Source organism: Gardnerella washingtoni (assembly GCF_049262705.1).
Classification (GTDB): Bacteria; Actinomycetota; Actinomycetes; order Actinomycetales; family Bifidobacteriaceae; genus Bifidobacterium; species Bifidobacterium vaginale_D.
On the sequence record NZ_CP058398.1, the window covers coordinates 712,377 to 737,754 of the forward strand.

Genomic DNA, 25,378 nt, shown 5'->3' on the forward strand with positions numbered 1-25,378 from the left:
CGTATAAAAACGTTGCAGTAGCAGTCGTCATAGAGAGCGAATGAATATTAATTAATATTGAGCCGAAAGGGGATTTTCATGAGTGTGGCTCACGATGATACAACATCGCAAAGTGTACAGTGGACGCTTTTTGATGATTTTGATGAGCAAACTGCTACTCATGAAACTGCAGAAAAATCTACGCAAACACAGTCTGCTCGCATACAATCTACTCAAGTTCAAAACGCGAAACATAACGAACAACAACACAGTCAGCAAACTGATGCAAGTCGAACCAAAGAAACACATGTTTGGAATCTTAACGAGGATACTGATACTTGGATTGCTAGTCTTGAACCTACAGACGCAGATGCTCTAGCTCTTTCAAAGCTACAGCCTGCCACACTTACAACGGAGCAAGCTGCTCGATTATGGGCGAAATTAGCTGCTTGGACACAATCCGATCAAATCGCATACTATGTTGAGGATGCGCCAACGAGTTCAGATGCAGCATACGATGCTCGCATACGTACGTTAAGTGCATTAGAAGCTGCATTTCCAACGCTAGACACGCCTCAATCTCCAACGCACCGCGTAGGAGGAACTTTTTCTAATGATTTTGCTTCTGTAAAGCACCCTTCGCGCATGATGAGTCTGGATGATGTTTTTTCTCTTGACGAATTGCATGATTGGTACGATAGTGTGTTGCGCGACTTGCACTGGCCTGAGTCAAAACCTTTACCAATGACGTGCGAAGTAAAAATTGATGGGCTTGCACTGAATCTTATTTATAGAAACGGCACTCTTGAGCAGGGTCTTACTCGTGGAGACGGCGTAACAGGTGAAGATATTTCACTCAATGTGAGAACAATTGAAGCAATACCTACGCAACTTCATGCTGAAAATCCTGACGATATTCCTGAATTTGTAGAAATCCGCGGGGAAGTGTTCATGAAGTGGGCTGATTTTCGTAAGCTTAACGAAGATCAAGAAAATGCTGGGAAAGCTCCTTTTGCTAATCCTAGAAACGCTGCAGCAGGTTCGCTTCGTCAAAAAAATCCGCGCATAACTGCGACTCGAAGATTAAGTTTTTTCGCACACGGATTAGGTGAGCTTCAATGGAAAGAAAACACGAGTCACATTCATAGCGAAACAACGTTTAATCAATCCGACGCGTATAAGTTTTATCAACAATGGGGAATACCAGTTTCTCCATATACGCGCAACGTTTCCAATTTCGCTGAAATTCAAGACATGATTGACTATTATGGCGAAAATCGTGCCAAAGTTTTGCACGCTTTGGATGGGATTGTGGTTAAAGTTGATGATCGTGCTTTGCAACGTCAACTAGGGGCAACTTCTCGCGCACCACGCTGGGCCATAGCATATAAATATCCTCCAGAAGAAGTGAACACTGTTCTCAAAGATATTGTTGTTCAAGTTGGAAGAACAGGAAGAGTTACACCAGTAGCCGTACTAGAGCCTGTAACAGTAGCCGGGTCAACCATTTCGCGAACAACGCTTCATAATGCTTACGAAGTTGAGCACAAAGGCGTACTCATTGGTGACACAGTCGTAGTTCGTAAAGCAGGCGACGTAATTCCGGAACTAGTCGGACCAGTGCTTAAAGCGCGCGAAGGGCGAGAAAACCAGTTACGTAAATTCGTTATGCCAGAATATTGTCCATCTTGCGGCACAAAATTAGCTCCTGCAAAAGAAGGAGATAAAGATATTCGCTGCCCAAATGTAGAAAATTGCCCAGCTCAGCTTACTGAGCGCATTATCAATTTAGCTTCTAGGCAAGCTTTCGACATTGAAAATCTCGGGGAAGCAGCTGCTTTAGCGTTAACTAATCCGGAAGACTCTAGACCTACTACCGCTGAAGTTTATTGCAAAGATATTGACAAAATAGTTACCCGTCGCGGTGAAACCCCAAAACCATATATTCCACAAACCGTATTACCACTTCCAGAACCACAAAAACCTGTATTAAAAAGCGAAGCTGGGATTTTCAACATTACTGCAAACGACTTGCGAAACGTAAAAGTATGGAAAGAAATACCTCATATCGAAGAATGGGAAGAAATTGATAAGGACGGAAAATTACGGAAACACACCAAAAAGGTTGGTGGCTCAGGCTTATGGAGGCAAGTAAATGCTTTCTGGACTCGTACTCTTACAGCATCATATGTTGAGAGAAGTAGTACAGAAAACGCAACCAATGAAAGTATGGCTGACAAAAAGGCAACACAAGAGCAACCTCAAGAATCGTGGAATCCTCAATACCCGCAGTTCCATGTTCCAGCAGATGCTTATGTTAACGGCACTACAGACAAACGCATCAAAAAAGATGGCGAAACTATAATAGTTAAAGCACCAACTTACTCAAGACCTTCAGAAACCACACGTTGCATGCTCGAAGAAATCACCCAAAAAGGCAAAAATGCGCCACTATGGCGCGTGCTAGTGGCTCTTTCTATACGCAGACTAGGACCTCCAACAGCAAGGCTTATTGCTGCGCGATTCCACTCGCTTGACAATATTGCTCACGCAACAGTAGATGAACTTACCAACATTGATGGAGTAGGATCGGAAATAGCACAAACTGTTTATGACTGGTTCCAAAAAGCCCAATTGGAAAACAATTGGCGTGGCGAAGTACTTAACGCGTGGAAAGCAGCTGGCGTAGTTGGTAGAATCGAAACTTCAACACTACCACAAACATTATCTGGCAAAACTGTTGTTATTACTGGAACTTTGCAAGGATTTACTCGAGACACTGCAAAAGAAGCGATTGTATCTCGAGGAGGCAAAGCTTCAGGCTCAGTAAGCAAAAACACGTATTGTGTAATTCTTGGCGAAAACGCTGGTTCTAAAGCAACTAAAGCGCAAGAACTTGGTATTCCAACGCTTACCGTACAGCAGTTTAATATTCTGCTAGAAACCGGCAGTGTAGAGACTGCGTTACAATCAACAGATCAACCTGAGCTTACTGTTGATACTAGCAAGGAACATTAACGTAATGAATAACACAAGCGAACTCGAAACACGCGTTTACGATTTGCTGGGTAGCGTTATTGATCCAGAATTAGGACGTTCAGTTACAGAACTCAATATGGTAACAGGCGTGCACGTTAAAGAAAAAATTGAAGCATCAACCAAAATTAAACCAACTTATGATGTAGAAATTAACCTTGAGCTCACTGTACCAAATTGCCCATTAGCAGAAATTATTACAGGACGAGTTCAAGACGTTGTAGCTCAATATCCTCAAGCAACACTGATACCTCATGTTGTTGCTACTGCTATGAGCAAAAGTAAGTTAGAAAAGCTAGTAGCAGATTTAAAAGCTGAGCGTAAAGAAAACCCGTTTAACAAAGCTGGCACACGCACACGAATTTTCGCTATTGCTTCTGGTAAAGGTGGCGTTGGTAAATCTTCGATAACTGCTAATTTAGCCGCAACTTTTGCCGCACTAGGTTATGATACTGCAGCTATTGACGCTGACGTATATGGGTTTTCTTTACCGCGCATGTTCGGCATCAACTCACAGCCTACAAATCTTAATGGCATACTGATGCCAGTGGTTGGTTGGGGAGTAAAGCTTATTTCAATTGGCATGTTTGCTGGCACTGATCGCGCAATTTTGTGGAGAGGACCGCGTTTACAGCGTTCACTGGAACAATTTCTTTCGGACGTATGGTGGGGAAACCCAGACGTTTTACTACTTGATTTAGCTCCAGGCACAGGAGACATGGCATTAGCAGTGGCACAATCTTTACCAAGTGTTGAACTTGTTGTTGTTACCACTCCACAACCAAGTGCATCAGACGTGGCAGTAAGAGCAGGGCTGATGGCTTTACAAATTCCGGTAAGTGTGCGTGGAGTTGTTGAAAATATGAGCTGGTTTGAAAATAATGGCGAACGCTTAGAAATATTCGGTTCCGGCGGAGGAAAAAGAGTCAGCGAACAACTTTGTAATGCTCTCCACAGCAACGTACCTCTTTTAGCTCAACTTCCATTTGACCCGATGCTCAGGGAAATCGGCGAGTGCGGACGTCCAGCAGTACTCAATGAAAAAGGCAAACTAGATGATTCCCAATTAGCTCGTACTTTCGTAAAACTTGCTCAATCGTTAATAGAAAAATCTGAATAAAGAAAATATTCGGAAAATAATAATAAAAATAAGTATGGGGCCACTTGATTCTTCAAGCAACCCCATACTTTCTTTCAATTTCTTAGAACCTGTTGATTCTGTTATGAAGCAAATTACTTAATAGCATTCAACCACTGCTCTTTAGTAGCTTTTTCGGCTTCCAACTTAGCTTTACGCTTTGCATCACTTTCTTTAGCAATTGCGGCATCAAGTTCATCAAGCTGTGCCTGCAACTGCGAAGCAAAACTAGACTTACGAGCGTTAGCTTCAGGATCAGCATCCCTCCAAGCAGCTTCCTCAACAGCCTTAATCTTCTTATCAACATCATTCAGGCGTGTTTCGATGCGACGCATATCCTCACGAGGAACGTACCCAATAGCATCCCACTCTTCTTGAATTGCAGACAATGCTTTACGAGCTTTCTTAGCAGCTTCCTCATTTTCGACAGGTAGCAGAGCTTCAGCTTTTGCAAGCAACGCTTCCTTCTTAGCAAGATTCTCGTGCTCTCCAGCGTTCATCTTTTCACGATCAGCTTGACGTGCGTGATAGAAAGCATCCGCAGCTTCACGGAACTTAGTCCACAAAGCATCATCATGCTGACGACCCGCATTTCCTGCTTTCTTCCAACGATCCATCAATGCATTAAACTTCATAGAAGTTTCACGCCAATCTGTAGAACTCTTGAGTGCTTCTGCTTCAGCAATAATAGCTTCCTTAAGCTGCTTAGCATTATTGCGCACATGCTCACGCTCTTTAACCCAAGAATTACGAGCTTGAGAAAATGCAGAACGCGCTTTAGAGAAACGCTGCCACAAAGCGTCAGCGTCAGCCTTATTTAAATGAATAGTTGTACGCTGATGTTCCTGCCACTCATCAAAAAGAGCACGCAACTTATCATTGAGTTCACGCCAATTTGTTGACTCACTCATGTGGGCGACTAATGCTTCAGCACGTTCTACTATGTTTGCTCGCTCCTTGAGAGCTTTCTCAAGAGCTTCTTTACGTGCTTTCGCAAGTGCTTCTTTCTTTTCATCACCCTTTGCCTTTAGCTCGGCGTGTCGTGCGCGCAAAGCAGCGAGATCACCAACGGCTGTAGGATTTTCTAATTCAGTTTGCAAAGCATGTAACGTTTCATCAATTTCTTTTGCTTTGACGTTAGAAGATTCCAGTCTCTTAGCAAACAAATCAAGCTTAATTTTCAAATCAAGGTAACGATGAATATAGAAAGTTAAAGCCTCTTCAGGAGTACCAGTAGAATACTGACCGACTTCACGTTCAGCACCATTTTCACGAACATATACGGTACCATTTTCATCAACACGGCCAAAGCTTTTCGCGACTTTAATGTCTTCCTCACTATAGGAAATAGTTGGAGCTTGTGCAACAACACGAGCCTTATGAGCAAAGCTAGCTGGTGATGGCACATGCGGCTTTGGTGTGGCATTGGATTGAATAGTTTCTTCAGGTTTAGTCTGTTCGGTCACGGGACGACTCCTTACAGCAAATGCATAATAACAGTGTTACGAATAAGTATGACGGTAAGCCATGATTTTCCGCAACACCACCTATTATAGTGGACATGGTACAAGGCTCATCAATATCAGGTTTCCCTGAATGGCTTCCTAGTGAACGCGCTGTTGAACAGCAAGTAATCGATACACTACGAGAAGTCTTTGAACTCAACGGTTTTATTGGCATTGAAACACGTGCCGTTGAACAGGGTTCAAGTTTACTAAAAAAAGGTGAAACCAGTAAAGAAATTTATTTATTATCAAGATTGCAAGAAGTTGGTCACGAATCTGACACTCCTGTAGAAGAACGAATTGGCTTGCATTTTGATTTAACAGTTCCGCTTAGCCGTTACGTTGTTGAGCATACGGGTGATTTAGCATTCCCGTTCAAACGTTGGCAGATGCAAAAAGTTTGGCGAGGGGAGCGACCTCAAGAAGGTCGTTTCCGCGAATTTGTGCAAGCAGATATTGATGTAGTTGGTAATGGTGATTTGCCAGCTCATTATGAAGTTGAATTACCATTAGTTATGGTTGAAGCTCTTGAACGCTTACGCAAATTTGGTCTCCCTAAAGCAACTGTACACGCTAATAATCGCAAACTTTCTGAAGGTTTTTACCGTGGCATTGGCTTAACAGATATAGAGGGCGTACTTCGCGAAATCGATAAGCTTGACAAAATTGGTGCCGAAGAGGTGTCAAAGCTTCTCATAAAAGAGTGTGGAGCTACAGATTCTCAAGCTGCAGCATGCTTAGAATTAGCAGAACTTACTGCGGAAACAGGCGAAGAATTAAAATCTCGTTTCGACGCATTATGTGATAAGCATGATATTTCTCGAAGCGAAGATAATGAATCGTATGTTTTAGCCTCAGAAGGTGTTGAAACGCTTGCGATGATTGTTGACGAAGCAGCACGTATTCGTCCAGGTGCCGTTGTTGCTGATTTAAAGATTGCTCGTGGACTTGATTATTACACTGGTTCAGTTTACGAAACTTTCCTTGATAACGCAGCATCGCTTGGTTCTATTTGTTCTGGAGGACGTTACGATAATCTTGTTTCACAAGGCAAGAAAAAGTATCCGGGTGTAGGTCTTTCAATCGGCATGTCACGTTTACTTTCCTACATGCTCCATACAGCAGGTGCTACAGTTTCTCGCGTTTCTCCTGCTGCAGTAATGGTTGCAGTATGGAATGAAGAAGATCGTCCCGCATGCAATGAAATTGCTAGAAAGCTTCGCGAACGCGGTATTGCAGCTGACGTCGCACCAACTGCAGCGAAACTTGGTAAACAAATCAAATATGCTGACAAACTGGGCATTCCTTACGTGTGGTTCCCAGCGGATAGTACTGAATCTGACTCCGCTCATGATGAAGTAAAGAATATTATTACGGGTGACCAAGAATCTGCAGATGCCACGTCGTGGCAACCGGATACTGTTTATGCCCGGCAGACAGTTTCATGCGCTCAATAATATTCTCGCGAATTTGCCTGAATACTGCGCGTAAAATTATGTCAATAAAACAAATGAATATATCAATATTAGAACGTAGAGGAAGTGGACTTATGAGCCAGACGGCGTATCGTACACATCATGCCGTTGAAGTGACTGAGAACTTGGTCGGGCAGAAAGTGACCATTGCTGGTTGGGTTGACCGTCGCCGTGATCACGGTGGAGTTGCCTTCGTTGATGTCCGTGATAACACAGGCTTAGTGCAGGTTGTTATTTATGATGAAGAAACTGCTCGTCCGTTACGTAGCGAATTCGTTTTACAAGTAACTGGCGAAGTTCGTTTGCGCCCAGATGGTAACGAGAATGATCATCTAGCAACCGGTAAAATTGAGATTGTTGCAGAAACAGTTACCATTCTTGCAAAGTCTGATGCCTTACCATTCCAAGTTTCTACAGCTTTGGAAAACGAGTCCGAAAACAAGCTTCCTAGTGAAGATGTTCGTTTGAAGTATCGTTATCTTGATTTGCGTCGCCCATCCATGCAGCGCAATTTGAAATTGCGTTCCGATATGGCTAAGGCTGCTCGTCACGCTTTGGAAGATATGGACTTTACTGAAGTTGAAACACCAACATTTATTAAGTCCACTCCAGAAGGCGCACGCGACTTCGTTGTTCCAGCACGTTTGGTTCCAGGCTCTTGGTACGCACTTCCACAGTCTCCTCAACTTTTAAAGCAGTTGCTCATGGTTTCTGGCGTCGAACGCTACTATCAGCTTGCGCGCTGCTATCGCGATGAGGACTTCCGTGCCGATCGTCAGCCTGAGTTCACTCAGCTCGATATGGAAATGAGCTTTGCAAGCCAGGAAGATGTTATGGCTATGGCGGAGTGCGTCATTGCGGCTATTTGGAAGGAAGCAGGTCATGAGATTACTCTTCCTTTGCCTCGTATTACATGGCAGGAAGCTATGGATAAGTACGGCTCCGATAAGCCTGATTTGCGTTTTGGTAACCCTCTTATTGAGTTGACTGACTTCTTTAAGAACACTCCATTCCGCGTATTCCAAGCTTCTTACGTTGGCGCAGTGCTCTTTAAGGGAGGCGCTGCAACTCCTCGCCGCCAGTTTGATGCTTGGCAGGATTGGGCTAAGCAGCGTGGCGCTAAGGGCTTAGCTTATGTAGTCTTCGGCGAAGATGGCGAGCTGAAAGGTCCTGTTGCTAAGAACCTTAGTGAAGAAGAACGCGCAGGTTTGAAAGAAGCTGTTGGCGCTGAAGATGGCGACGCAGTGTTCTTTGCAGCTGGCTCTCGCGAATCTTCCCAGCTTTTGCTTGGCGCAGTACGCGTTGAACTTGCTAGCCGCGCAGGATTACTTCACCCAGATGAGTTTGCTTTTACTTGGGTTGTTGACTTCCCACTGTTTAAGCGCACGGATGATCCAGATGATGACGATGTTGCTGTTGGTCACTCAAAGTGGACTTCTATGCACCATCCGTTTACCATGCCATCTGCTGATTGGATTGATAAGTTCGATAAAGATCCAGAGCACGCCATGAGCGATTCTTACGATATTGTTTGCAACGGTAACGAGATGGGCGGTGGCTCAGTTCGTATTCACCGCGATGATATTCAAGATCGTGTTTTGAACGTTCTTGGAATCGATAAAGCAGAAGCAGACGAAAAGTTTGGCTTCTTGCTTGAAGCATTTAAGTACGGTGCTCCACCTCACGCTGGTATTGCTTTGGGTTGGGATCGTACTGCTGCAATTTTGGCAGGTGCAAGCTCAATCCGCGACGTCATCGCTTTCCCTAAGGCTGGTGGCGGTCGTGACCCTCTAACTGGTGCTCCAGCTCCAATTTCAGACGAACAGCGCGCAGAAACTGGTGTTGACTACGATCCAGAAGAAGACGAGTAAATAGTTACTTGTAAAATTTAATTGTTACGAAGCCGTTGATTGTTGATTTAATAATCGCAATTAACGGCTTTATTTGTAACGTAAGAGTTACAAAACGTAACGATAGTGATAAATAACCGTAACACAGTTTAGCTAGACTTCTTGTTATGGATAAGCAAGTATCAAAGTCAAATCCAAACGCCGAGGATATGACTATTAGCACTGCTAAAGTGCAACAAGCGGCAAATCCCCTCGTTGAATTAAGCCATGTTGAAAAACATTTTGGGAAATTGCATGTGCTTAAAGATATTAACCTTACCGTTAATAAAGGGGAAGTTTTAGTTATTATCGGTCCATCTGGTTCTGGTAAATCAACCATGTGCCGTACTGTCAATCGTCTAGAAACCATTGATTCTGGCGATATTCGTATCGATGGCATGCCACTTCCGCAAGAAGGTAAAGAACTTGCCGCTTTGCGTGCAGAAGTTGGCATGGTATTTCAATCGTTTAATCTCTTCGCAAACAAAACGATTCTAGAAAATGTAACACTTGCTCCAATGAAAGTTCGTCACATGGATCAGCAGAGCGCTGAATCCTTAGCTATGGAACTACTTACTAGAGTAGGCGTTGATAGTCAAGCGCAGAAAATGCCTTCACAGCTTTCAGGTGGTCAGCAGCAACGTGTAGCCATTGCTCGAGCTCTCGCTATGCAACCAAAAGTCATGCTTTTTGATGAGCCAACTTCTGCTCTTGATCCAGAGATGGTGAACGAAGTATTGGATGTTATGGTTGAGCTCGCTAAAGAAGGTATGACCATGATTTGCGTTACACACGAAATGGGATTTGCTCGTAAAGCTGCAGATCGCATCGTGTTCATGGCTGACGGTCAAATCCTTGAGCAGGGTACTCCTGAAGAATTCTTCGAGCATCCAAAAACCGATCGAGCTAAAGATTTCCTTTCCAAGATTCTCACGCACTAATAGTGCTTTTTCAATTTCGTTTTAGCTTAAACGCCAAAACATGCGAAAAACAGTTCTTATGAAGGGAAAAGATATGAAAATATTACATAATCGCATTTTTCGTGCGATATTAGCAGTACTTTGTACAGTTTGCTGCGTCATGCCTCTTACAGCATGCGACCGCAGCGACGGTAAAAAAGTAATACGAATTGGCATTAAGTTTGATCAGCCGGGCTTGGGCTTCAAAAAAGCCGGAACTTACGTAGGTTTCGACGTTGACGTTGCTAAATATGTTGCCAAAAAGCTCGGGTATTCGGAAGATCAAATCGTATGGAAAGAATCACCATCTAAGCAGCGCGAAACAATGCTTCAAAACGGTGACGTCGATATGATTGTAGCAACATATTCGATTACGGACGCTCGCAAGAATATCGTATCTTTTGCAGGACCATATTTCGTTGCTGGTCAAGACTTATTAGTTCGCAAAGATGAGCATAAGGTGAGCGGTCCAAACGATTTAGACGGAAAGCGTTTATGTTCAGTATCTGGCTCAACATCTGCAATCGTTATTAAAGAGAAGTTCTCTTCAAAAGTGCAACTTATGCAGCAACCAGGTTATGCTGAGTGCGCAACTGCACTATTCTCGGGCATTGTGGATGCTGTAACTACCGACGATATTATTCTCGCAGGTTTGGCAACCGCTTCACGAGGTCGCTTAAAGCTTGTTAACAAACCATTTACCGCAGAATATTACGGCATTGGAATCAAAAAAGGTAACACTCGCTTAGCAAAGCGAATTAATGCAGCCTTAAAAGACATGATGCGTAACGGCTCGTGGAAGCGAGCGCTAAACGACAATTTGCGCGGAACTGGTTTTAAACCAAATGCTAAGTATAATCCGCCAATTCCTCAAGAAGGGGAGAACTAACATGCAAGATTTCGTGCAACTTTTTAGTTCCTACAATATTCCAGGAGCCTTCTTGGTTAATATTGAAATCACATTGTGGAGTGTACTTTTTTCCACCATTATTGGCGTAATACTTGTTACTATGCGCATTTGCCCAGTTTCGTCTCTGCGCATGGTCGCAACTGCTTACGTTGAATTGTTTAAGAACATGCCTCTTACAATTATCATGGTTTTCATGGTTTTAGGTGTGTACGCTCAGCTTAAACTGGGATTCTCATCAATTTTTGAAGTGAATTTCTTCTGGCTTGCAATTACTGGCTTGTCTCTGTACACGGCAGCATTTGTGTGTGAATCTTTAAGATCCGGACTTAATACTGTACCTGTTGGTCAGGCTGAAGCTTGCCGTGCTCTCGGTTTGAATTTCTTCCAGTCTGCAACGCAAGTTATTTTGCCACAAACTTTCTGCGGTTCCGTAGCACCATTAGGCAATACGTTTATTGCGTTGCTGAAAAATTCCACAGTTGCTGCAGCAGCTTCTGTTGCTACAGAGACTTCCACTATGATGAGCGAGATGATTGAAAAACATGCGGATTTAATTGTTCCAATCTTCTTAATCTTCGCCTGCGGATACATCATTCTCATTATTCCTATCGGCATTTTGACAACGTATCTGTCTAACAAGCTTGCAGTGAGAAGGTGATAGCGATGGCTAAACAACGTGAACAATCATTATTATTTGATGCTCCTGGTCCAAGAGCACTTAAAAAAATTAGAATTGCAAATATTATTGCAGCTTGCGTATTTGCTATTTGCGTTATTGCTTTACTCATGCGACTAAGCAATCCTCCTGAAGGAGAAAATCAGCTTTCTTGGGTTTTATGGAATCCAGCATTAGAGTCCGAAGCTTGGATTGATTTCTATTTACCAGGCTTATGGATGACACTAAAAGCATCCTTGCTAGCAGTAATTGGCTCTATTGTTTTCGGTTTATTCTTTGGATTATGCCGTTTGCTACCGAATTTTATTATTCGTAGCGCTTCTGCAGTAGTCGTTGAATTTTGCCGAGCTGTGCCAGTGTTAATGCTGATGATTTTCTTGTGGCGAGCTTTTGCGCTTTCCGGAATGAAAGAGGCTTCATATTGGGCTGTAGTGTTGGCATTGATTATGTATAACGGCTCCGTGGTTGCAGAATTAGTGCGGTCTGGCGTTGGTAATTTACCAAACGGTCAGCGTGAAGCTTCACTAGCGTTAGGTTTAAGCGAGTATCAGTCTCTTACGCAAATTGAAATGCCACAGGCTATTATTGCTATGATGCCAGCAGCTGTAACTCAGCTTGTAGTTGTCCTCAAGGATACTGCACTTGGTTCAATTATTATGTACACTGATTTGCTCCAAGAATCTCGCCGACTTGGATCAATGTACTTTAATATTTTGCAAACCTTAAGCGTCGCAGCAGTTATTTACTTCTTAATTTGCCTTGCTTTGTCTTGGTTCGCAGAATGGTTGCCTTCGCATTTGAAGAATCGCACTGCAGCGCCAACAGAAGCGGATCCAGTTGCACCAATCGCAATTATGGATCCTTCTAACGTAAACCAGATGGCAGTGGCTGACGAAGTTAAAGAGCTACCTTATGGTGGCACACCTCGTAAGTATCACGTTCATCATCGTGGCACAAACGCTTCTATTCATCATTGGCGTCATACACGCTACTTGCAGGGTTATGATGAGCATCATCTAAAAACTGGTGATGAAACAGAAGAAAATAGTAAAAATACTACAAAAAGTAATCGCAAGGATAATGCAAAAAATACATCAAAACATCATCTTAAAGATGATCCAAAAGCATAATCCGTAGCGAATTCATAAGCGTAGTCAATAACATTGTTTATTGACTACGCTTTTTATTTTTTAATACTCAGTAGAAGAATACGTAGTCGTAATAAAACTCAACCTCATGAACAAAATAATGGAACAGTAATAATCACGTAATACGTTTACAGTGAAGCACGTTTGCGAACAGCCGTACAAATCGCTAAACTGTTAAGGTCACATGCATACGAGGAGGCTATTACATGGATGACGCATTTGAGTTGTCCGCCGCAAAGATGCGCGAACACAATATGAGCGATACTGCTATTGAACAATTTGCTCACTTGTACGATGTATGGCGAAACGATCAATCAAGTGAATTTATTCGAGAGAATACAGTAGAACCAATAAAAACTGTGCCAACCTTCCATGAAATTTACGAAACTATTGACCACGATAAAGCTGTAAATGCATTCGCTAAAACAGCGTTTATTAAGCTTAATGGTGGTTTGGGAACTTCTATGGGATTGTCCTGCGCAAAATCCTTACTGCCTGTCCGTAGGCATAAAGCACGGCAAATGCGTTTTATAGATATTATTATTGGTCAAGTTCTTACAGCGCGTCAGCGTTTAGGAGTTGAGCTTCCTCTTATTTTTATGAATTCTTTCCGAACTTCACACGATACTTTGCAAGTGCTTAAACGCAACCGCAAATTTACGCAAAACGATATTCCTGTAGAAATTATTCAGCATCAAGAACCTAAATTAGTAGAAGAAACTCGAGAACCAGTTTCACATAGCAATGATCCTTCTCTTGAATGGTGTCCTCCAGGGCATGGAGACATTTTCTCAACACTTTGGGAATCTGATCTGCTGCACATTTTGCAAAAGCACGGAATTAAGTATTTATTTATTTCAAATTCTGACAATTTAGGCGCCAGACCTTCTCGCACTCTTGCGCAGCATTTTGAAAATACAGGCGCTCCAATCATGATTGAAGTAGCGAAACGTACCCAAGCTGACCGTAAGGGTGGTCATATTGTTCGGGATGCACAATCTGGGCGTTTAATACTTCGTGAAATGACACAGGTTCATCCTGAAGATCGTAGAAGCGCACAAAGTATTAAAAAGCATCCATATTTTAATACTAATAATATTTGGGTTCGCGTCGATGCGTTGCAAAAAAAGCTGGAAGAATACAACGGCATTTTGCCACTACCCGTTATTTGCAATCGAAAAACTGTTGATCCTACAGATAGCAACAGCACGCCGGTAATCCAATTAGAAACTGCTATGGGCGCTGTAGCTTCATTATTTGATGATGCAATTTGTGTAGAAGTTGACCGCATGCGATTCTTGCCAGTAAAAACCACTAACGACTTGTTTATTATGCGTTCAGATCGCTTCCATCTTACTGATTCTTACGAAATGGAAGATGGTAACTATATCTTTCCTGACATAGATTTAGATCCGCGATATTACAAAAATATCAACGATTTTAATGAGCGTTTCCCATACTCTGTGCCTGCATTAGCAGCAGCAAAATCAGTAACTATTCGAGGTGACTGGACTTTCGGCAATCAAGTCTCTATGTTTGCTGATGCAGTGTTAGAAGATACAGGAGAACCAAGTTATGTGCCAAATGGAGAGTTTGTAGGACCGCAAGGAATTGAGCCAGATTCTTGGGTGTAATACCATAATATGCGCATGCTGTGGCTTTCTAGGCTCGTAAGAAATACAATTCCCACGAAAGTTAATATGGCGTGTCGCATGAAAATGGCGTATTTTCAACGTTGTTGCTGTGCGCGTGAATAAAAAATCGAGAAATATCACAACTTTTTTGAAAAATGTCCACACGTACCGCAAAACACCATTAAAATAGAATAGCGTGTGCAATATAACGCAAGAAGTAAATCTGCAACACAGCGATACTTTATGCGCAGCACATATATATATAAACAGAACTAATAACGATACGTGAGGACTAATGGTAGAAGGAAGCAACGGAAGGCGACGTTTTTCCGACAAATGGGGCAAACACGAGCTTGATGTGCTCGCTGTATTGTCTTCCGCATTCCCGCAATGGCTGACTTCGCGGCAAATTGCGCAACGCGTAAAAGCATATGCAGATTCATATGGTGAGCTTGCAGATCAAGCAGCTAAAGCAGCGTTCGCAAAACAATTCCAGCGTGACCGTGCAAAGCTCGCTGCTATGGGTATCGCAATTGAATCTAGGCAACCTGAGTATTCTTCAAAGTCAGAAGGTCAAGATTTTGCGTCGTATCGTTTGCAGTTGGGCGATGAGCCTCGTGTGCGTCTGCGCTTCGATCAAGCGGAGTTGCCAGTATTAGCAGCTGCGAATTATCTTGCTCGTTCTATGTCTATTTCTTCGCTCGAATCCGATCAGCATGAACAGCAACGCACTTCTCGTACGGCTCCTCGCGTTCCACAAACACCGATTCCAGGGTTAGGTTTGGATTCTATTGCTCCAGGTCTTGGCACTCAGACACTACCTGACTCTTTGGTGAAAGTTATCGATTCGCGTCGTTTTGCAGCAACAGTAGATGTTGATGGAGAGCATTTAAACGTTGCTTATACAGATGCTGATGATTTAGCAATGTTTGTATTGGAGCATCCTGGTTCAAGTGTGGTAAGTCCACAGGAAGCTGTTGATGCATTCCATCGTCGCTTGCATGCAGCAGTTGAATTTGCTTCCTACGATGAACAAGAACAGTCAATTGATGCAGAAAATAGTGTAGAAGTAGCACGAGGTACTTCAGATACTCAAGAGAGTGACACTAGTAAAGCACATTCAAAGAAAGGTTCATCGTTCCAAACTGGCAGTGAAGTAGATCGTCGTTTGCGATTAATGCTGTTCTTATCTGCGCATCTTGGCGAAGAATTCCCGTTAAATGAGCTTGCAGAACGTTTTATTGGTAAACCGAAGAATGATGATGAACTTCATCGTTTTGTTACTATTCTTCACAAAGATATTAATACACTAACCACCGTTTCTGATGATGGTGAAATGGCTGGAAGTCAATTCTTCGATATTGATTGGACTCTTCTTGAGAACGAGAATATTGTTTCTGCTACAAATTCTTTGGGCTTAGAACGTCTTGCTGGTATTTCGCAACAGTATTTGAGTATGCTCACAGCATCAGCAAATTATTTGGCTCATTCATTGCTTTTGCCTGTTGAACAGCGCGAACAGGCAGAATCGTTATATAAGCGTCTTCGTCGCCATGTGCTGCCAGGGCAAACACCATGGCTAAGTCTAACTGGATACGAGATTGAACCTCGTAATTGCTCTATTGTGCGCAGCGCTATTAATACTCAATCGCTGTTAGATATGGAGTACACTGATGGAGCCGGACGTATTCGTCGTAAGATTGTAGCGCCTTCAAAGATTTATGTTGATGAAGGCGTGTACTACGTTGCTGTGTGGACTGATGTTGAGCAGCAGACGCCAGAAGATAAGCGCGAATTTGTTACTAAAGACACGACGATTAATAAAGCTAACGGTTTGCCTCGTATTTGGCAAGTTTTGCGTGTAGCACGTATTGAGCGTGCAGAAGTTGTGTCACCTGTTTCTCCAGTGACGATTCCTGACGTGCCAGTTAGCGAACTACGTAAGTGGAGTTTTGATAATGGTACAGAAACATGCTTTATGACTGATGAAACAGAGTTGAATTTCTTAAAGAATCTTTCTGGCGCTACTGTAGAACCTTGCGGCAACGGTGTAAAAGTTCGTCTTACTGTTTCGTCAGATTCTTGGTTTGTAGCTTTTTGTATTGCGCATGCACGACATATTACCGCTGTTGCTCCAGAAACATTGCGCAGCATGATTATTGCTCGTGCGCAGCGTGAATTAAGTGTTAATCACGCTGATAACGCAAATACGGAGGAGTAGTATGCCGTGGTGGATTTGGCTAGTCATTACAATGTTTATGCTATGCATGATTGCTGCCGGAATAGTGGTAGTTGTTTTAAGTGCAATGCGACTAGCCAAGACTTGCTTTAGTTTTACAGATAGTGCAGCCTCTAAGTTTGAAGCCTTAAACGAGACTCATGAGAACGACGACGAGCCTACAGATCCTCTTTTTACGTTGCCTATTCAAAAATCTGCAGAACGCTATGAGCGTACTAGAGAAAAGGTTGTTGAGCGTCATCAACATATTCGCGAAATTCATCGCGCAATATGGCTACATTGGGATAAAAAATCGTTACGTGAAGAAGATATTCAACTATAGCTGTTGATAGTAAGATGCGCATTTTGCAATACCTACTTAGTATTGCAACTTTCTTCGTTCCGTAATTTTATGAGAAAGCGATATGTTGTTTATGTCTCATTCATCGCGGTTGCAAACTAGCAAATCTTGTGCGAATAACACGAATGATTGTGAACATAATAATGTTGCACTATCTCCAGCACAACGTTTTGCTGCTTTTCGCAACGTAATACAACGTGAACACTCAATGGCGGCACGCTTTGAGCATTCACTCTCTTTTGATCTTGACGACTTTCAGCATGAAGCGATTGATGCTTTAGAAGCTGGTGATAATGTTTTAGTTGCAGCTCCTACAGGTGCTGGAAAAACCGTTGTTGCAGATTTTGCTGTTTTCCTTGCTCAACAACGTAATATAAAAGCATTTTATACTACACCAATTAAAGCTCTCAGTAATCAAAAATATCATGATTTTTGCGAACTGTACGGCACTGACAAAGTGGGCTTATTAACGGGGGATACTTCTGTAAATCCTGAAGCCGACATTGTTGTGATGACTACCGAAGTTTTGAGAAATATGCTATATGAGCATTCGATTACGTTGCAATCTCTTGGCTTTGTTATTTTAGACGAAATTCATTATTTGGCAGATAAATTCCGCGGCGCAGTGTGGGAAGAAGTTATTATTCACCTTCCAACATCGGTAAAAATTATTGGGTTGTCAGCAACGGTTTCAAATGTTGAAGATTTTTCTGCATGGCTTGAATCTGTGCGTGGAAAAACTCATTTGGTTGTTAACGAGCATAGGCCTGTGCCTCTTGAAAGACATGTTGTTATTCAAGAAGATTCTGAAACGGAGCCTGAATTACTAGATTTGTATGATCATGACTCAAAAGGCAATATTACTCAACGCGTCAACCCAACGTTAACTAGAAAACTTAACGATTGGGAGCATAGAGCGCGTCGTCGTAAAGAGTCGTACAGCGATAGTAAATACCGCTATAGAAAAGGTAAGAAGCACGTTGTTAAAAGGGGAGTGGCTGAGACAGATACATCTGCTCGTCGTCATACTCCTAAACGCTGGGCTGTTATTGACGAATTAGATTACTTAAGGATGCTTCCTGGAATTTACTTTATCTTTTCTCGTTCAGGATGCGATCAAGCTGTTCAGCAATGCTTGAATGCTGGATTAATACTGACGTCTGATGAAGAAATGTATGAAATTCGCAAAATTGTTGACAACATGGTCGCCAATCAACTTTCAAAAGACGATTTACATGCACTTTCTTTTGAACGTTTCCGTTTTGCACTTGAGCAAGGATTTGCAGCACATCATGCTGGAATGATTGCACTATTTAGGCATATTGTTGAAACACTGTTCGAGCGTGGACTTATTAAAGTTGTTTTCGCTACTGAAACACTAGCTTTGGGCTTAAATATGCCTGCAAGAAGCGTTGTTGTAGAAAAGCTAGTAAAGTTTGATGGCACAGGACATGTGCCTCTTACTCCAGGCGAATTTACTCAGCTTACAGGACGTGCTGGAAGGCGCGGAATTGATGATATTGGCCACGCTGTACTTGTAGATCACGCTGATTTTGTACCTCAACAAGCTGCAGCACTTTCTAGTAAACGCGTGTATCCTTTACATTCTAGTTTCGTACCAACGTTTAATATGGCTGTGAATTTGCTTTATTCCAGCGATGCAGACACTGCTAGAACTACACTGGATCGTTCTTTTGCACAATGGGAAGCTAATGCCTCCGCACAACGTTTACATGAACGCATGAGCAAGCTTGAAGAAGCACTCAAAGGTTATGAAGAAGCATTCCATTGTGATCAGGGCAATTTTGCTGAGTTTTTGGAGCTTAGAATTAAACTTAAAGATGCTCAACATGAGCAACGTCGTAAACTTAAACATACCTTATTCCATACTGATGCTGAACGTACTGCAGCCTTTAAAGTATTAGACGCAACCATTGAACGTTTACGTGAACAGGAACGCACACATCCGTGCGCTGGCTGCTCAGATATTCAGCAGCATTTGCGTTGGGGATACCACTGGATGCGCGAGCATAAAGAACTTGAACAAGTGCGTGAACGCTATGAGTCTCGCACTGGTTCTGTAGCACGCACGTTCGACCATATTTGCGATGTGCTTACGTATTTGAACTATTTGCAACCGGCAAGTGCCGATAAACGCAACAACATAATATCTCTTACCAATCGCGGGCAACTGTTACGAAGATTGTACAATGAGTTAGACATCGTGTTTGCGGAAGCTCTTTGTGAAGGGATCTTTAATAATCTTACTCCGCTTGAGTTGTTATCTTGTTTATCAGCATTGGTTTATGAATCTCGAGGTCCTTCTGGCGGAGAGCCTCGAAGGTATCCTGGAGGAGAAGATGGAACTGTATTTACTACAGTTTTGCGCATGAAAGAACTCTTTATGCGTATCAGCGCTTTATGCGCCAATGCACATCTGCCTGTGTTACGACCGCTTGAATTTGGTGCTGTAGACATTATGTACGACTGGGCTAATGGTGCTGATTTGGCTGAAATTATACGTAATACCGACATTACTGGCGGTGATTTTGTGCGCCAAGCAAAACGCCTTATTGATTTGCTTACTCAGCTTGCTAATGCAGGAGAATATTTACAAAACATTGATGGTGTTGACGACCATCTTGCTTCATCTGCTCACGAGGCTGCGAAACTTATGAATCGTGGCGTTGTAGCGTATTCAGATGTATAACAATATATGGAAATTACTATGCTAAGAATTGATAGGCGTAATTATCTCGTCCGTGCAATTCGGTAATTTTATAAGGTACTACACAAGGAGATACTATGGCAGAACGCAGTTTGCGCGGTATGAGCATTGGCGCAAAATCATTGGAATCCGACGATAATGTGGATTTTGCTGCACGTAATGATGTAGCGTACGTATGTCCAAAAGGTCACCGTACGATTCTTCCTTTTGCTCAGGGCGCAGAAATTCCTGAAGAATGGGAATGCCGATGCGGTATGATTGCGCATCGTGAAGGCGATAATGATCGTCCCGATGATGATTTCAATAAACCATCACGCACCCATTGGGATATGCTACTTGAACGCCGCAGTGAAGAAGAGTTAAAAACTTTACTCAATAAGCGCTTAACAATGCATCATGAGGGATGGATTCCTGATTATGAGTGAATCCTCAACGTATTCAAGTACAAGCTCTCGTACGCATCGTATTGTATTGCTTGATCTTGATGGCACGTTAACTCAATCTGATGCAGGTATTATTACTTGTGCTAAACTTGCTTTACAAGAGTTGCAACAACCTATTCCTGACGATGCTGAAATGCAACGTTTTATTGGGCCGTCAATTTTAGAATCCTTCCAGCGAATTAATGTTCCTGAAAATCTACAGCAGCAAGGTCTTGCTATATATCGCAAATATTATTCTGAAATTGCTGCATTTGACGATCCAAATATTCCAGGAAACAAAATTCCAGGCTGCTTATTAAATAGAGTATACGATGGTATTCCTGAACAGCTTATAGCATTGCGTAACGCAGGCTTTTATTTAGCAACTGCATCTTGTAAGCCCGAATATCAAGTAAAACCTATTTGTGATTATTTTGGGTTGACTGAGCTTATTGATGGGATTTATGGCGCAAGCAAAGATATGACGCGTATTACGAAAGCTCAAGTTATACGTTATGTTTTTGATGAGATTGGTTATGATCCTACCCAAGGCGACAAAGCACTGATGGTTGGCGATCGCTGGACTGATGCTGACGGAGCAAAGGATTGCGGATTAGATTGCTTAGGATGCGCTTGGGGTTATGCAGAGCCAGGTGAACTCGCATCACACGGTGCTTATAGAATTATTGATAATGTAACTGAACTATCTACAGCAGTTCACCAATATTTCGCATAAATGCTTGAAGGTTAATCCGTTTGTGTATGCTAATATTTATCCGATAATGTACGTTATGTCAAATTAGCTGTATATGCATATCAGAATGAGTAAACTATGTTGGAGCATATAACCTACAATTGTGCTCTGCCAGCATATGCCGCATTAAGATTTACAGCTTTTATACGCGCAATATACCATAGCAGAAAGATTCAAAACAATAAGCACAATAATAATCACATACGATGGCATGAACACTGAATTCGACAATAACCAAGAATTACGCTGAATGAATCCAAAATCGCAAATAATATGCAATACCATATACGCAAGCATGCCGCACGACAAGCCAGCACAATGCGTAACAACAATACTCCAAGGCATTAATCGCGTAATATTACAAGATTGACGATTATTATTGCTTACTTCTGCAAAACATCTTTGCTGCAACTTCCACAAAACACGAATAGTTACTAGCAGACTGTACACAAATAGTGCAACAGCAGCCAACCAGCAAATAACCACAGCAGCAATAACACCTATATGCAACATATACCGAACCTCATAGATGAGAAAAAGTCATTATTAGCAACATTACATCCCAGCATGCTTCCCACTACATACTCAATACAGAAGCTTAATTATCCCCATGTTTCTTGAATAAGATTCCATGAGCTATTTTTTGCAAAACTATCTTTTACTTGGGATGATACTTGATCTACTGATAAATGAGGCTTTACAGAAGATTTGTGCGCATGTTTCTGCTTTTCATAAGACTCGCTATTATTCGCAGTATCATGAACAGGACTTTCGGCAGCTAAATCTTCTTCCACGCGAGAAACAATACGACCTACAGCAATAGCAAACACCGCTAAGCCAGAGGCAAGCATACGACGCATATTATCTTGATTCTCATCGCACTCTTGGACAGACTGACCATCACAAATAATAGTCATATGACGCAAACGCTCTTCAGAATAGCGATTCAGAAAAATAATAGCAGTCGTAACATTGATAAGATTCACGCCAGCGTCAAGTAATCTTTTAGCTACAGCCATGATTGCAATATCTTTAAAAGAATACAAGCGACGTGAACCAGAGCCACTAGATGGATGAATTGACGGCTCTATAATACTTTTACGCGCCCAATAATCAAGTTGCCGGTAAGTAATACCGGCAACTTTCATAGCAACACTACCACGATATCCGTCAAGCCGATGAACAGAGAGAGAAAGATTAAACAACTCCCCCTGAACCGCCTCGACTGAATCATCGGACTGTAACTGCGTCATGAGCGAAAAATACCAGCCGGAATTTGCCAATCATAATTTCATCACCATTATGCAACACAGCTTCATCAACACGTTCACGATTCACATACGTGCCATTAAGACTGCCAGCATCAGCAATGCTAAATACACCGTCATGACGCTTAAACACTGCATGAGCACGAGATACTGTGGAATCGTCAAGCAAAATATCAGCGCGCGAATCACGGCCAACTGACACCAAATCCTCGTCAAGAAGATAACGAGAACCAGACACTGCTCCCCTAGTAGAAATTAATAAAGCAGTTCCAGGCAGCAATTTTGCTATAGTCTCAAAATCGTCCTGCTGCAAAGGACGATCTGAAGTTGCATTCATTGGAATATGAATAGCTGGCATACCAATAATCGTGGTTTCGCCAGCGCTAGGAATCGGTTCAGTCATACTTGCTATTCTACCTTGTTACTCGACTGGTTTTGCATATTCATACTGTTTTGGCTCGCGTGTCGTAGTAATTTCTACTTCATCAGGCACAGAAACCATAACAGAAGCACCAAATTTAATTTTTAAACGCGATCCGACACCACCGGCAATATTCACTGCATTCTGCAAATTCTGTGGATCACCAATCGCTTTAACAATATAAGGAGGATCAATCATCACACTATCACACAAAAGACCGTGCTTTAATTGCGCAATATAGCTTGACGTAACAATGCGCACATCGTTAATAGACATAACTTCTACGCCAGCATTACGCAATTCTTCAATAAGCTGAAACATAGTAGCAGCATCAATATTTTCTTTTTCGCCAGCAGTAATATGAATAATAATTCCCTTGCCTACAGCAGGCAGACGCCCAGAAATAAGACCATTCGTTTGAGCATTTTGCTGTGCAATACGACGAGCCTCATCCTGCTTATCTACTGCAGCGCGCAAAGAACTAAGCTGACCTGTTAGTTCGCCTTTTCGACGTTCCAAACTCTGAATTTGAGAATGAGTCTCTGTAATAAGCCTAGTCAGCTCTTCTTCACTCATAGTTTCATACAGCAATGAAGTACTACGATTAACCTGAATCATATAAGCAAAACCAAGCAACGCACACAATAACATCATAAGCAAGCCGGTAAGCATACGAGCACGCGTAATGTGACCGCTTAACGATGGCTTTACTTTATGGCGAATTACCGGGAAAGAACCGGTCTGCGTAGCGTCACTTTCACAATCGTGTGCATGCTGCCGACGTAACTTATGAGGAAGATCATCATTTTGTGGAGTATGAGAAAATGGGGAAACCATACGCTAACTCCTAAAGATGAATCGACGAATTGCTGAAACATTCGAGAAAATACGAATACCGAGCACAACAATAACTGCAGTCTGCAACTGTGCACCCACTCCAAGCTGGTTACCAAGCAACACAAGCAATGTTGCTGCAATAACATTCGAGAAGAAAGAAATAACAAAAACTTTATCAGAAAAGTTTCGCTCAAAATATGCGCGTGCAGCACCAAGCAACGCATCTAACGCTGCAACCACCATAATCGGCAAATACGGTTGTATCACAACAGGAATATCTGGATGAACCACAATGCCAATTAACGCACCTAAAATTAAGCCAAGAATTGCAGCCATGCTTATCTCCTAGTTCTCTCATTAGCAAAGTTAATATCACCGATACTCGCCGCAGTAAGTCGTATAACCCTAGAAGGCGAAATTTGTGGATTAATACCAGCATTCAACAAAGACATATACCATTGAGCATGTTTTAAAGCATTGCAAGCGCGCATCAAATCAGCAGTGTCACCAATTGCTTCAATAACATAAGGATTTTGTGTTTGATTCACTCCCACAAGAATTGTTTGACCAGCAACACGAATAGAAGTTTGTGCACCAATACGATGTCCATTAACAGCAATTGCTTCAGCTCCAGCTTCCCATAATGACAACACAAACATTTGAATATCTCGATCAGTCACGAGACGCATGCGAGCACCATTACTTTCGCGAGGCAATGAACCAGTACCTGCATCACTTCCAGCAGAAAGAGGATTGGCAATCGTTACTGTAATACCAGCGCCTTCTGCAGCGCGAGTACCATTAAGCATATCATCCGACTTACTGACTTCGTCTTCTTCAGGAGTAGTAATGCGCTGAGATTCGTGATCAACATTGTTACGAAGATCAGTAACTTCCCTCACAAGCTTGTCAAAACGAGTTGAATAGCCAACTAACTCATTAGCCAGTGACGAACGTATAGCTTTGCGAGGATCAGTATGTAATTTACGAACAAATTGGCTTCCAACGGTACCAATAGCAATACACAATAAAAACACAACAATACGTGTCAACCAAAGTTGTAACGGTCGTATCGGTTGCTTACTCAAGCGAGCATCCATAAACATTGGATCAACAGGACGATTAGTTAAATCATCAATAAGGCGTAACGCATAATCATCAATATAGCGACTACGGTCGTGATGATGCGTAAAACTATGAGCATTCAACGTAACATGATGTGTTTCAAGATTCGCAAATGAACGAGAAAAGAGCGCGCGACGTCGAGATAACATTGCACCAGCAGAGGGCAAAAAAGTCTCAGGTATATTCTTATAATGCGAATTCAATGTTATATTGTTCGCACTACTTCGAGAGCTATCAAACACGTCATGCTGTGTCATACGTACCTACATGCCTTGACGCACTGATAACTTTGAGAGCAAAGCATAAGCTTGCCTATAATATAAAAGTCCTGCATACCAATAGAGAGCAATACCCCACACTCCACATGCTAGAGCAGCAGCATAAAGCACGAGCATTGACTCACTAGCTACAGCATACACAATCATTAAAGAAACTATAGCTAACATAAGTAACGCAGTACCAGCTTTACCAACAAAATTAACTGGTAATGGACCATAATCATATTGCGCAAGTACAATCACCAGTACAGCCATAACAACATCGCGCAATACTACCAGTATTAATGCCCACCATGGTATAACTTTTGCTATTGCTAAGGCTAATGTGCTACAGACAATAAGTAAGCGATCTGCTATAGGGTCAAGAATCTGACCTAATTTACTTACTTGATTCCAACGCCTAGCAATATACCCATCAACGCAATCAGAAAAAGCTGAAATGGCTAATACAATAAGAGCTACCATCATGTGCCGTTGAGTAATAAGCCAAGCAAGATACGGAATCGAACATATACGCAAGAAACTAATGGCATTAGGCACTGTCAACACGCGATTCATTGCCGCAGGACTGTATTCCTGGTTCATTATGAACTTAGCCATGGTATCTTCTTTCGTCC

The 25,378-nt window shown here is 42.3% G+C and carries 22 protein-coding genes; 14 read left to right on the plus strand and 8 right to left on the minus strand.

Going from position 1 to position 25,378, the window contains the following annotated elements; all coding sequences use genetic code 11:
* Positions 1 to 78 precede the first annotated feature (78 nt).
* Entirely contained in the window at positions 79 to 2,997 is a 2,919-nt protein-coding gene (ligA, locus tag HXT28_RS02730) for an NAD-dependent DNA ligase LigA (RefSeq protein ID WP_422113633.1), read from the plus strand.
* A 4-nt stretch (positions 2,998 to 3,001) separates the two neighbouring features.
* The gene (locus HXT28_RS02735) at positions 3,002 to 4,135 is read left to right on the plus strand and encodes a P-loop NTPase (protein WP_422113634.1); all 1,134 of its coding nucleotides are present in this window, start codon (positions 3,002 to 3,004) and stop codon (positions 4,133 to 4,135) included.
* 113 nt (positions 4,136 to 4,248) lie between these two features.
* On the opposite strand, the gene HXT28_RS02740 is transcribed toward HXT28_RS02735, so the two are convergent.
* A complete protein-coding gene (locus HXT28_RS02740) occupies positions 4,249 to 5,619 on the minus strand; it encodes a DUF349 domain-containing protein (protein ID WP_422113635.1) in 1,371 nt (456 codons plus the stop codon).
* A gap of 95 nt (positions 5,620 to 5,714) precedes the next feature.
* On the opposite strand from HXT28_RS02740, the gene hisS reads away from it, so the two are divergent.
* From hisS to HXT28_RS02800, 12 genes are all read left to right on the plus strand, one after another.
* Positions 5,715 to 7,115: a histidine--tRNA ligase gene (gene hisS / locus HXT28_RS02745; protein ID WP_064347417.1), complete on the plus strand. Its 1,401-nt coding sequence runs from the start codon at positions 5,715 to 5,717 to the stop codon at positions 7,113 to 7,115.
* A 92-nt stretch (positions 7,116 to 7,207) separates the two neighbouring features.
* Positions 7,208 to 9,004: an aspartate--tRNA ligase gene (gene aspS, locus HXT28_RS02750; RefSeq protein WP_422113636.1), complete on the plus strand. Its 1,797-nt coding sequence runs from the start codon at positions 7,208 to 7,210 to the stop codon at positions 9,002 to 9,004.
* A 188-nt stretch (positions 9,005 to 9,192) separates the two neighbouring features.
* Positions 9,193 to 9,963, plus strand: a complete 771-nt coding sequence (locus HXT28_RS02755) for an amino acid ABC transporter ATP-binding protein (RefSeq protein WP_032814368.1) — start codon at positions 9,193 to 9,195, stop codon at positions 9,961 to 9,963.
* A 73-nt stretch (positions 9,964 to 10,036) separates the two neighbouring features.
* The gene (locus HXT28_RS02760; RefSeq protein WP_050567760.1) at positions 10,037 to 10,870 is read left to right on the plus strand and encodes a glutamate ABC transporter substrate-binding protein; all 834 of its coding nucleotides are present in this window, start codon (positions 10,037 to 10,039) and stop codon (positions 10,868 to 10,870) included.
* A gap of 1 nt (position 10,871) precedes the next feature.
* A complete protein-coding gene (locus HXT28_RS02765) occupies positions 10,872 to 11,549 on the plus strand; it encodes an ABC transporter permease subunit (RefSeq protein ID WP_016636616.1) in 678 nt (225 codons plus the stop codon).
* A 5-nt stretch (positions 11,550 to 11,554) separates the two neighbouring features.
* A complete protein-coding gene (locus tag HXT28_RS02770; protein ID WP_032818717.1) occupies positions 11,555 to 12,697 on the plus strand; it encodes an amino acid ABC transporter permease in 1,143 nt (380 codons plus the stop codon).
* 224 nt (positions 12,698 to 12,921) lie between these two features.
* Complete coding sequence (locus HXT28_RS02775) at positions 12,922 to 14,349, plus strand: UTP--glucose-1-phosphate uridylyltransferase (RefSeq protein ID WP_016636618.1); 1,428 nt, start codon at positions 12,922 to 12,924, stop codon at positions 14,347 to 14,349.
* Positions 14,350 to 14,644: 295 nt separating this feature from the next.
* Entirely contained in the window at positions 14,645 to 16,570 is a 1,926-nt protein-coding gene (locus HXT28_RS02780; protein ID WP_016636619.1) for a helix-turn-helix transcriptional regulator, read from the plus strand.
* Position 16,571: 1 nt separating this feature from the next.
* A complete protein-coding gene (locus HXT28_RS02785; protein ID WP_016636620.1) occupies positions 16,572 to 16,910 on the plus strand; it encodes a hypothetical protein in 339 nt (112 codons plus the stop codon).
* A 226-nt stretch (positions 16,911 to 17,136) separates the two neighbouring features.
* Positions 17,137 to 19,638 (plus strand): DEAD/DEAH box helicase, encoded by a 2,502-nt coding sequence (locus HXT28_RS02790; protein ID WP_422113694.1) that lies wholly within the window; start codon positions 17,137 to 17,139, stop codon positions 19,636 to 19,638.
* Between the two features lie 95 nt (positions 19,639 to 19,733).
* Positions 19,734 to 20,081, plus strand: coding sequence for an RNA polymerase-binding protein RbpA (locus HXT28_RS02795; RefSeq protein WP_016636622.1), 348 nt, complete (start codon positions 19,734 to 19,736; stop codon positions 20,079 to 20,081).
* A complete protein-coding gene (locus HXT28_RS02800) occupies positions 20,074 to 20,814 on the plus strand; it encodes an HAD hydrolase-like protein (protein ID WP_016636623.1) in 741 nt (246 codons plus the stop codon). Before HXT28_RS02795 ends, HXT28_RS02800 begins: the two co-directional genes overlap by 8 nt.
* A 144-nt stretch (positions 20,815 to 20,958) precedes the next feature.
* Here the strand turns inward: HXT28_RS02800 and HXT28_RS02805 are convergent, their stop codons facing one another.
* The 7 genes from HXT28_RS02805 to HXT28_RS02835 all read right to left on the minus strand — a co-directional run bounded on the left by HXT28_RS02805 (position 20,959) and on the right by HXT28_RS02835 (position 25,361).
* Complete coding sequence (locus HXT28_RS02805; RefSeq protein ID WP_422113637.1) at positions 20,959 to 21,345, minus strand: hypothetical protein; 387 nt, start codon at positions 21,343 to 21,345, stop codon at positions 20,959 to 20,961.
* Positions 21,346 to 21,434: 89 nt separating this feature from the next.
* A complete protein-coding gene (locus HXT28_RS02810) occupies positions 21,435 to 22,085 on the minus strand; it encodes a MerR family transcriptional regulator (RefSeq protein WP_016636625.1) in 651 nt (216 codons plus the stop codon).
* A complete protein-coding gene (locus HXT28_RS02815) occupies positions 22,063 to 22,503 on the minus strand; it encodes an FHA domain-containing protein (protein ID WP_016636626.1) in 441 nt (146 codons plus the stop codon). The genes HXT28_RS02810 and HXT28_RS02815 overlap by 23 nt, the downstream gene beginning before the upstream one ends.
* A gap of 18 nt (positions 22,504 to 22,521) precedes the next feature.
* On the minus strand, positions 22,522 to 23,358 hold the full coding sequence (locus HXT28_RS02820) for a DUF881 domain-containing protein (protein ID WP_016636627.1): 837 nt from the start codon (positions 23,356 to 23,358) through the stop codon (positions 22,522 to 22,524).
* A 3-nt stretch (positions 23,359 to 23,361) separates the two neighbouring features.
* Complete coding sequence (locus tag HXT28_RS02825) at positions 23,362 to 23,694, minus strand: small basic family protein (protein ID WP_016636628.1); 333 nt, start codon at positions 23,692 to 23,694, stop codon at positions 23,362 to 23,364.
* A gap of 2 nt (positions 23,695 to 23,696) precedes the next feature.
* Positions 23,697 to 24,740: a DUF881 domain-containing protein gene (locus tag HXT28_RS02830; protein WP_064347410.1), complete on the minus strand. Its 1,044-nt coding sequence runs from the start codon at positions 24,738 to 24,740 to the stop codon at positions 23,697 to 23,699.
* Positions 24,741 to 24,746: 6 nt separating this feature from the next.
* Positions 24,747 to 25,361, minus strand: coding sequence for a CDP-alcohol phosphatidyltransferase family protein (locus HXT28_RS02835; RefSeq protein WP_016636630.1), 615 nt, complete (start codon positions 25,359 to 25,361; stop codon positions 24,747 to 24,749).
* Positions 25,362 to 25,378: the final 17 nt, after the last annotated feature.

Coding starts and splice junctions, on each gene's coding strand:
- HXT28_RS02770 (WP_032818717.1), top strand. CDS start 11,555: ATGGCTAAACAACGTGAACAATCATTATTATTTGATGCTCCTGGTCCA.
- HXT28_RS02785 (WP_016636620.1), top strand. CDS start 16,572: ATGCCGTGGTGGATTTGGCTAGTCATTACAATGTTTATGCTATGCATG.
- HXT28_RS02795 (WP_016636622.1), top strand. CDS start 19,734: ATGGCAGAACGCAGTTTGCGCGGTATGAGCATTGGCGCAAAATCATTG.
- HXT28_RS02825 (WP_016636628.1), bottom strand. CDS start 23,694: ATGGCTGCAATTCTTGGCTTAATTTTAGGTGCGTTAATTGGCATTGTG.
- ligA (WP_422113633.1), top strand. CDS start 79: ATGAGTGTGGCTCACGATGATACAACATCGCAAAGTGTACAGTGGACG.
- HXT28_RS02830 (WP_064347410.1), bottom strand. CDS start 24,740: ATGACACAGCATGACGTGTTTGATAGCTCTCGAAGTAGTGCGAACAAT.
- HXT28_RS02835 (WP_016636630.1), bottom strand. CDS start 25,361: ATGGCTAAGTTCATAATGAACCAGGAATACAGTCCTGCGGCAATGAAT.
- HXT28_RS02810 (WP_016636625.1), bottom strand. CDS start 22,085: ATGACGCAGTTACAGTCCGATGATTCAGTCGAGGCGGTTCAGGGGGAG.
- HXT28_RS02815 (WP_016636626.1), bottom strand. CDS start 22,503: ATGACTGAACCGATTCCTAGCGCTGGCGAAACCACGATTATTGGTATG.
- HXT28_RS02775 (WP_016636618.1), top strand. CDS start 12,922: ATGGATGACGCATTTGAGTTGTCCGCCGCAAAGATGCGCGAACACAAT.
- HXT28_RS02820 (WP_016636627.1), bottom strand. CDS start 23,358: ATGGTTTCCCCATTTTCTCATACTCCACAAAATGATGATCTTCCTCAT.
- HXT28_RS02755 (WP_032814368.1), top strand. CDS start 9,193: ATGACTATTAGCACTGCTAAAGTGCAACAAGCGGCAAATCCCCTCGTT.
- HXT28_RS02790 (WP_422113694.1), top strand. CDS start 17,137: ATGGCGGCACGCTTTGAGCATTCACTCTCTTTTGATCTTGACGACTTT.
- HXT28_RS02760 (WP_050567760.1), top strand. CDS start 10,037: ATGAAAATATTACATAATCGCATTTTTCGTGCGATATTAGCAGTACTT.
- HXT28_RS02805 (WP_422113637.1), bottom strand. CDS start 21,345: ATGTTGCATATAGGTGTTATTGCTGCTGTGGTTATTTGCTGGTTGGCT.
- HXT28_RS02780 (WP_016636619.1), top strand. CDS start 14,645: ATGGTAGAAGGAAGCAACGGAAGGCGACGTTTTTCCGACAAATGGGGC.
- hisS (WP_064347417.1), top strand. CDS start 5,715: ATGGTACAAGGCTCATCAATATCAGGTTTCCCTGAATGGCTTCCTAGT.
- HXT28_RS02800 (WP_016636623.1), top strand. CDS start 20,074: ATGAGTGAATCCTCAACGTATTCAAGTACAAGCTCTCGTACGCATCGT.
- HXT28_RS02765 (WP_016636616.1), top strand. CDS start 10,872: ATGCAAGATTTCGTGCAACTTTTTAGTTCCTACAATATTCCAGGAGCC.
- aspS (WP_422113636.1), top strand. CDS start 7,208: ATGAGCCAGACGGCGTATCGTACACATCATGCCGTTGAAGTGACTGAG.
- HXT28_RS02735 (WP_422113634.1), top strand. CDS start 3,002: ATGAATAACACAAGCGAACTCGAAACACGCGTTTACGATTTGCTGGGT.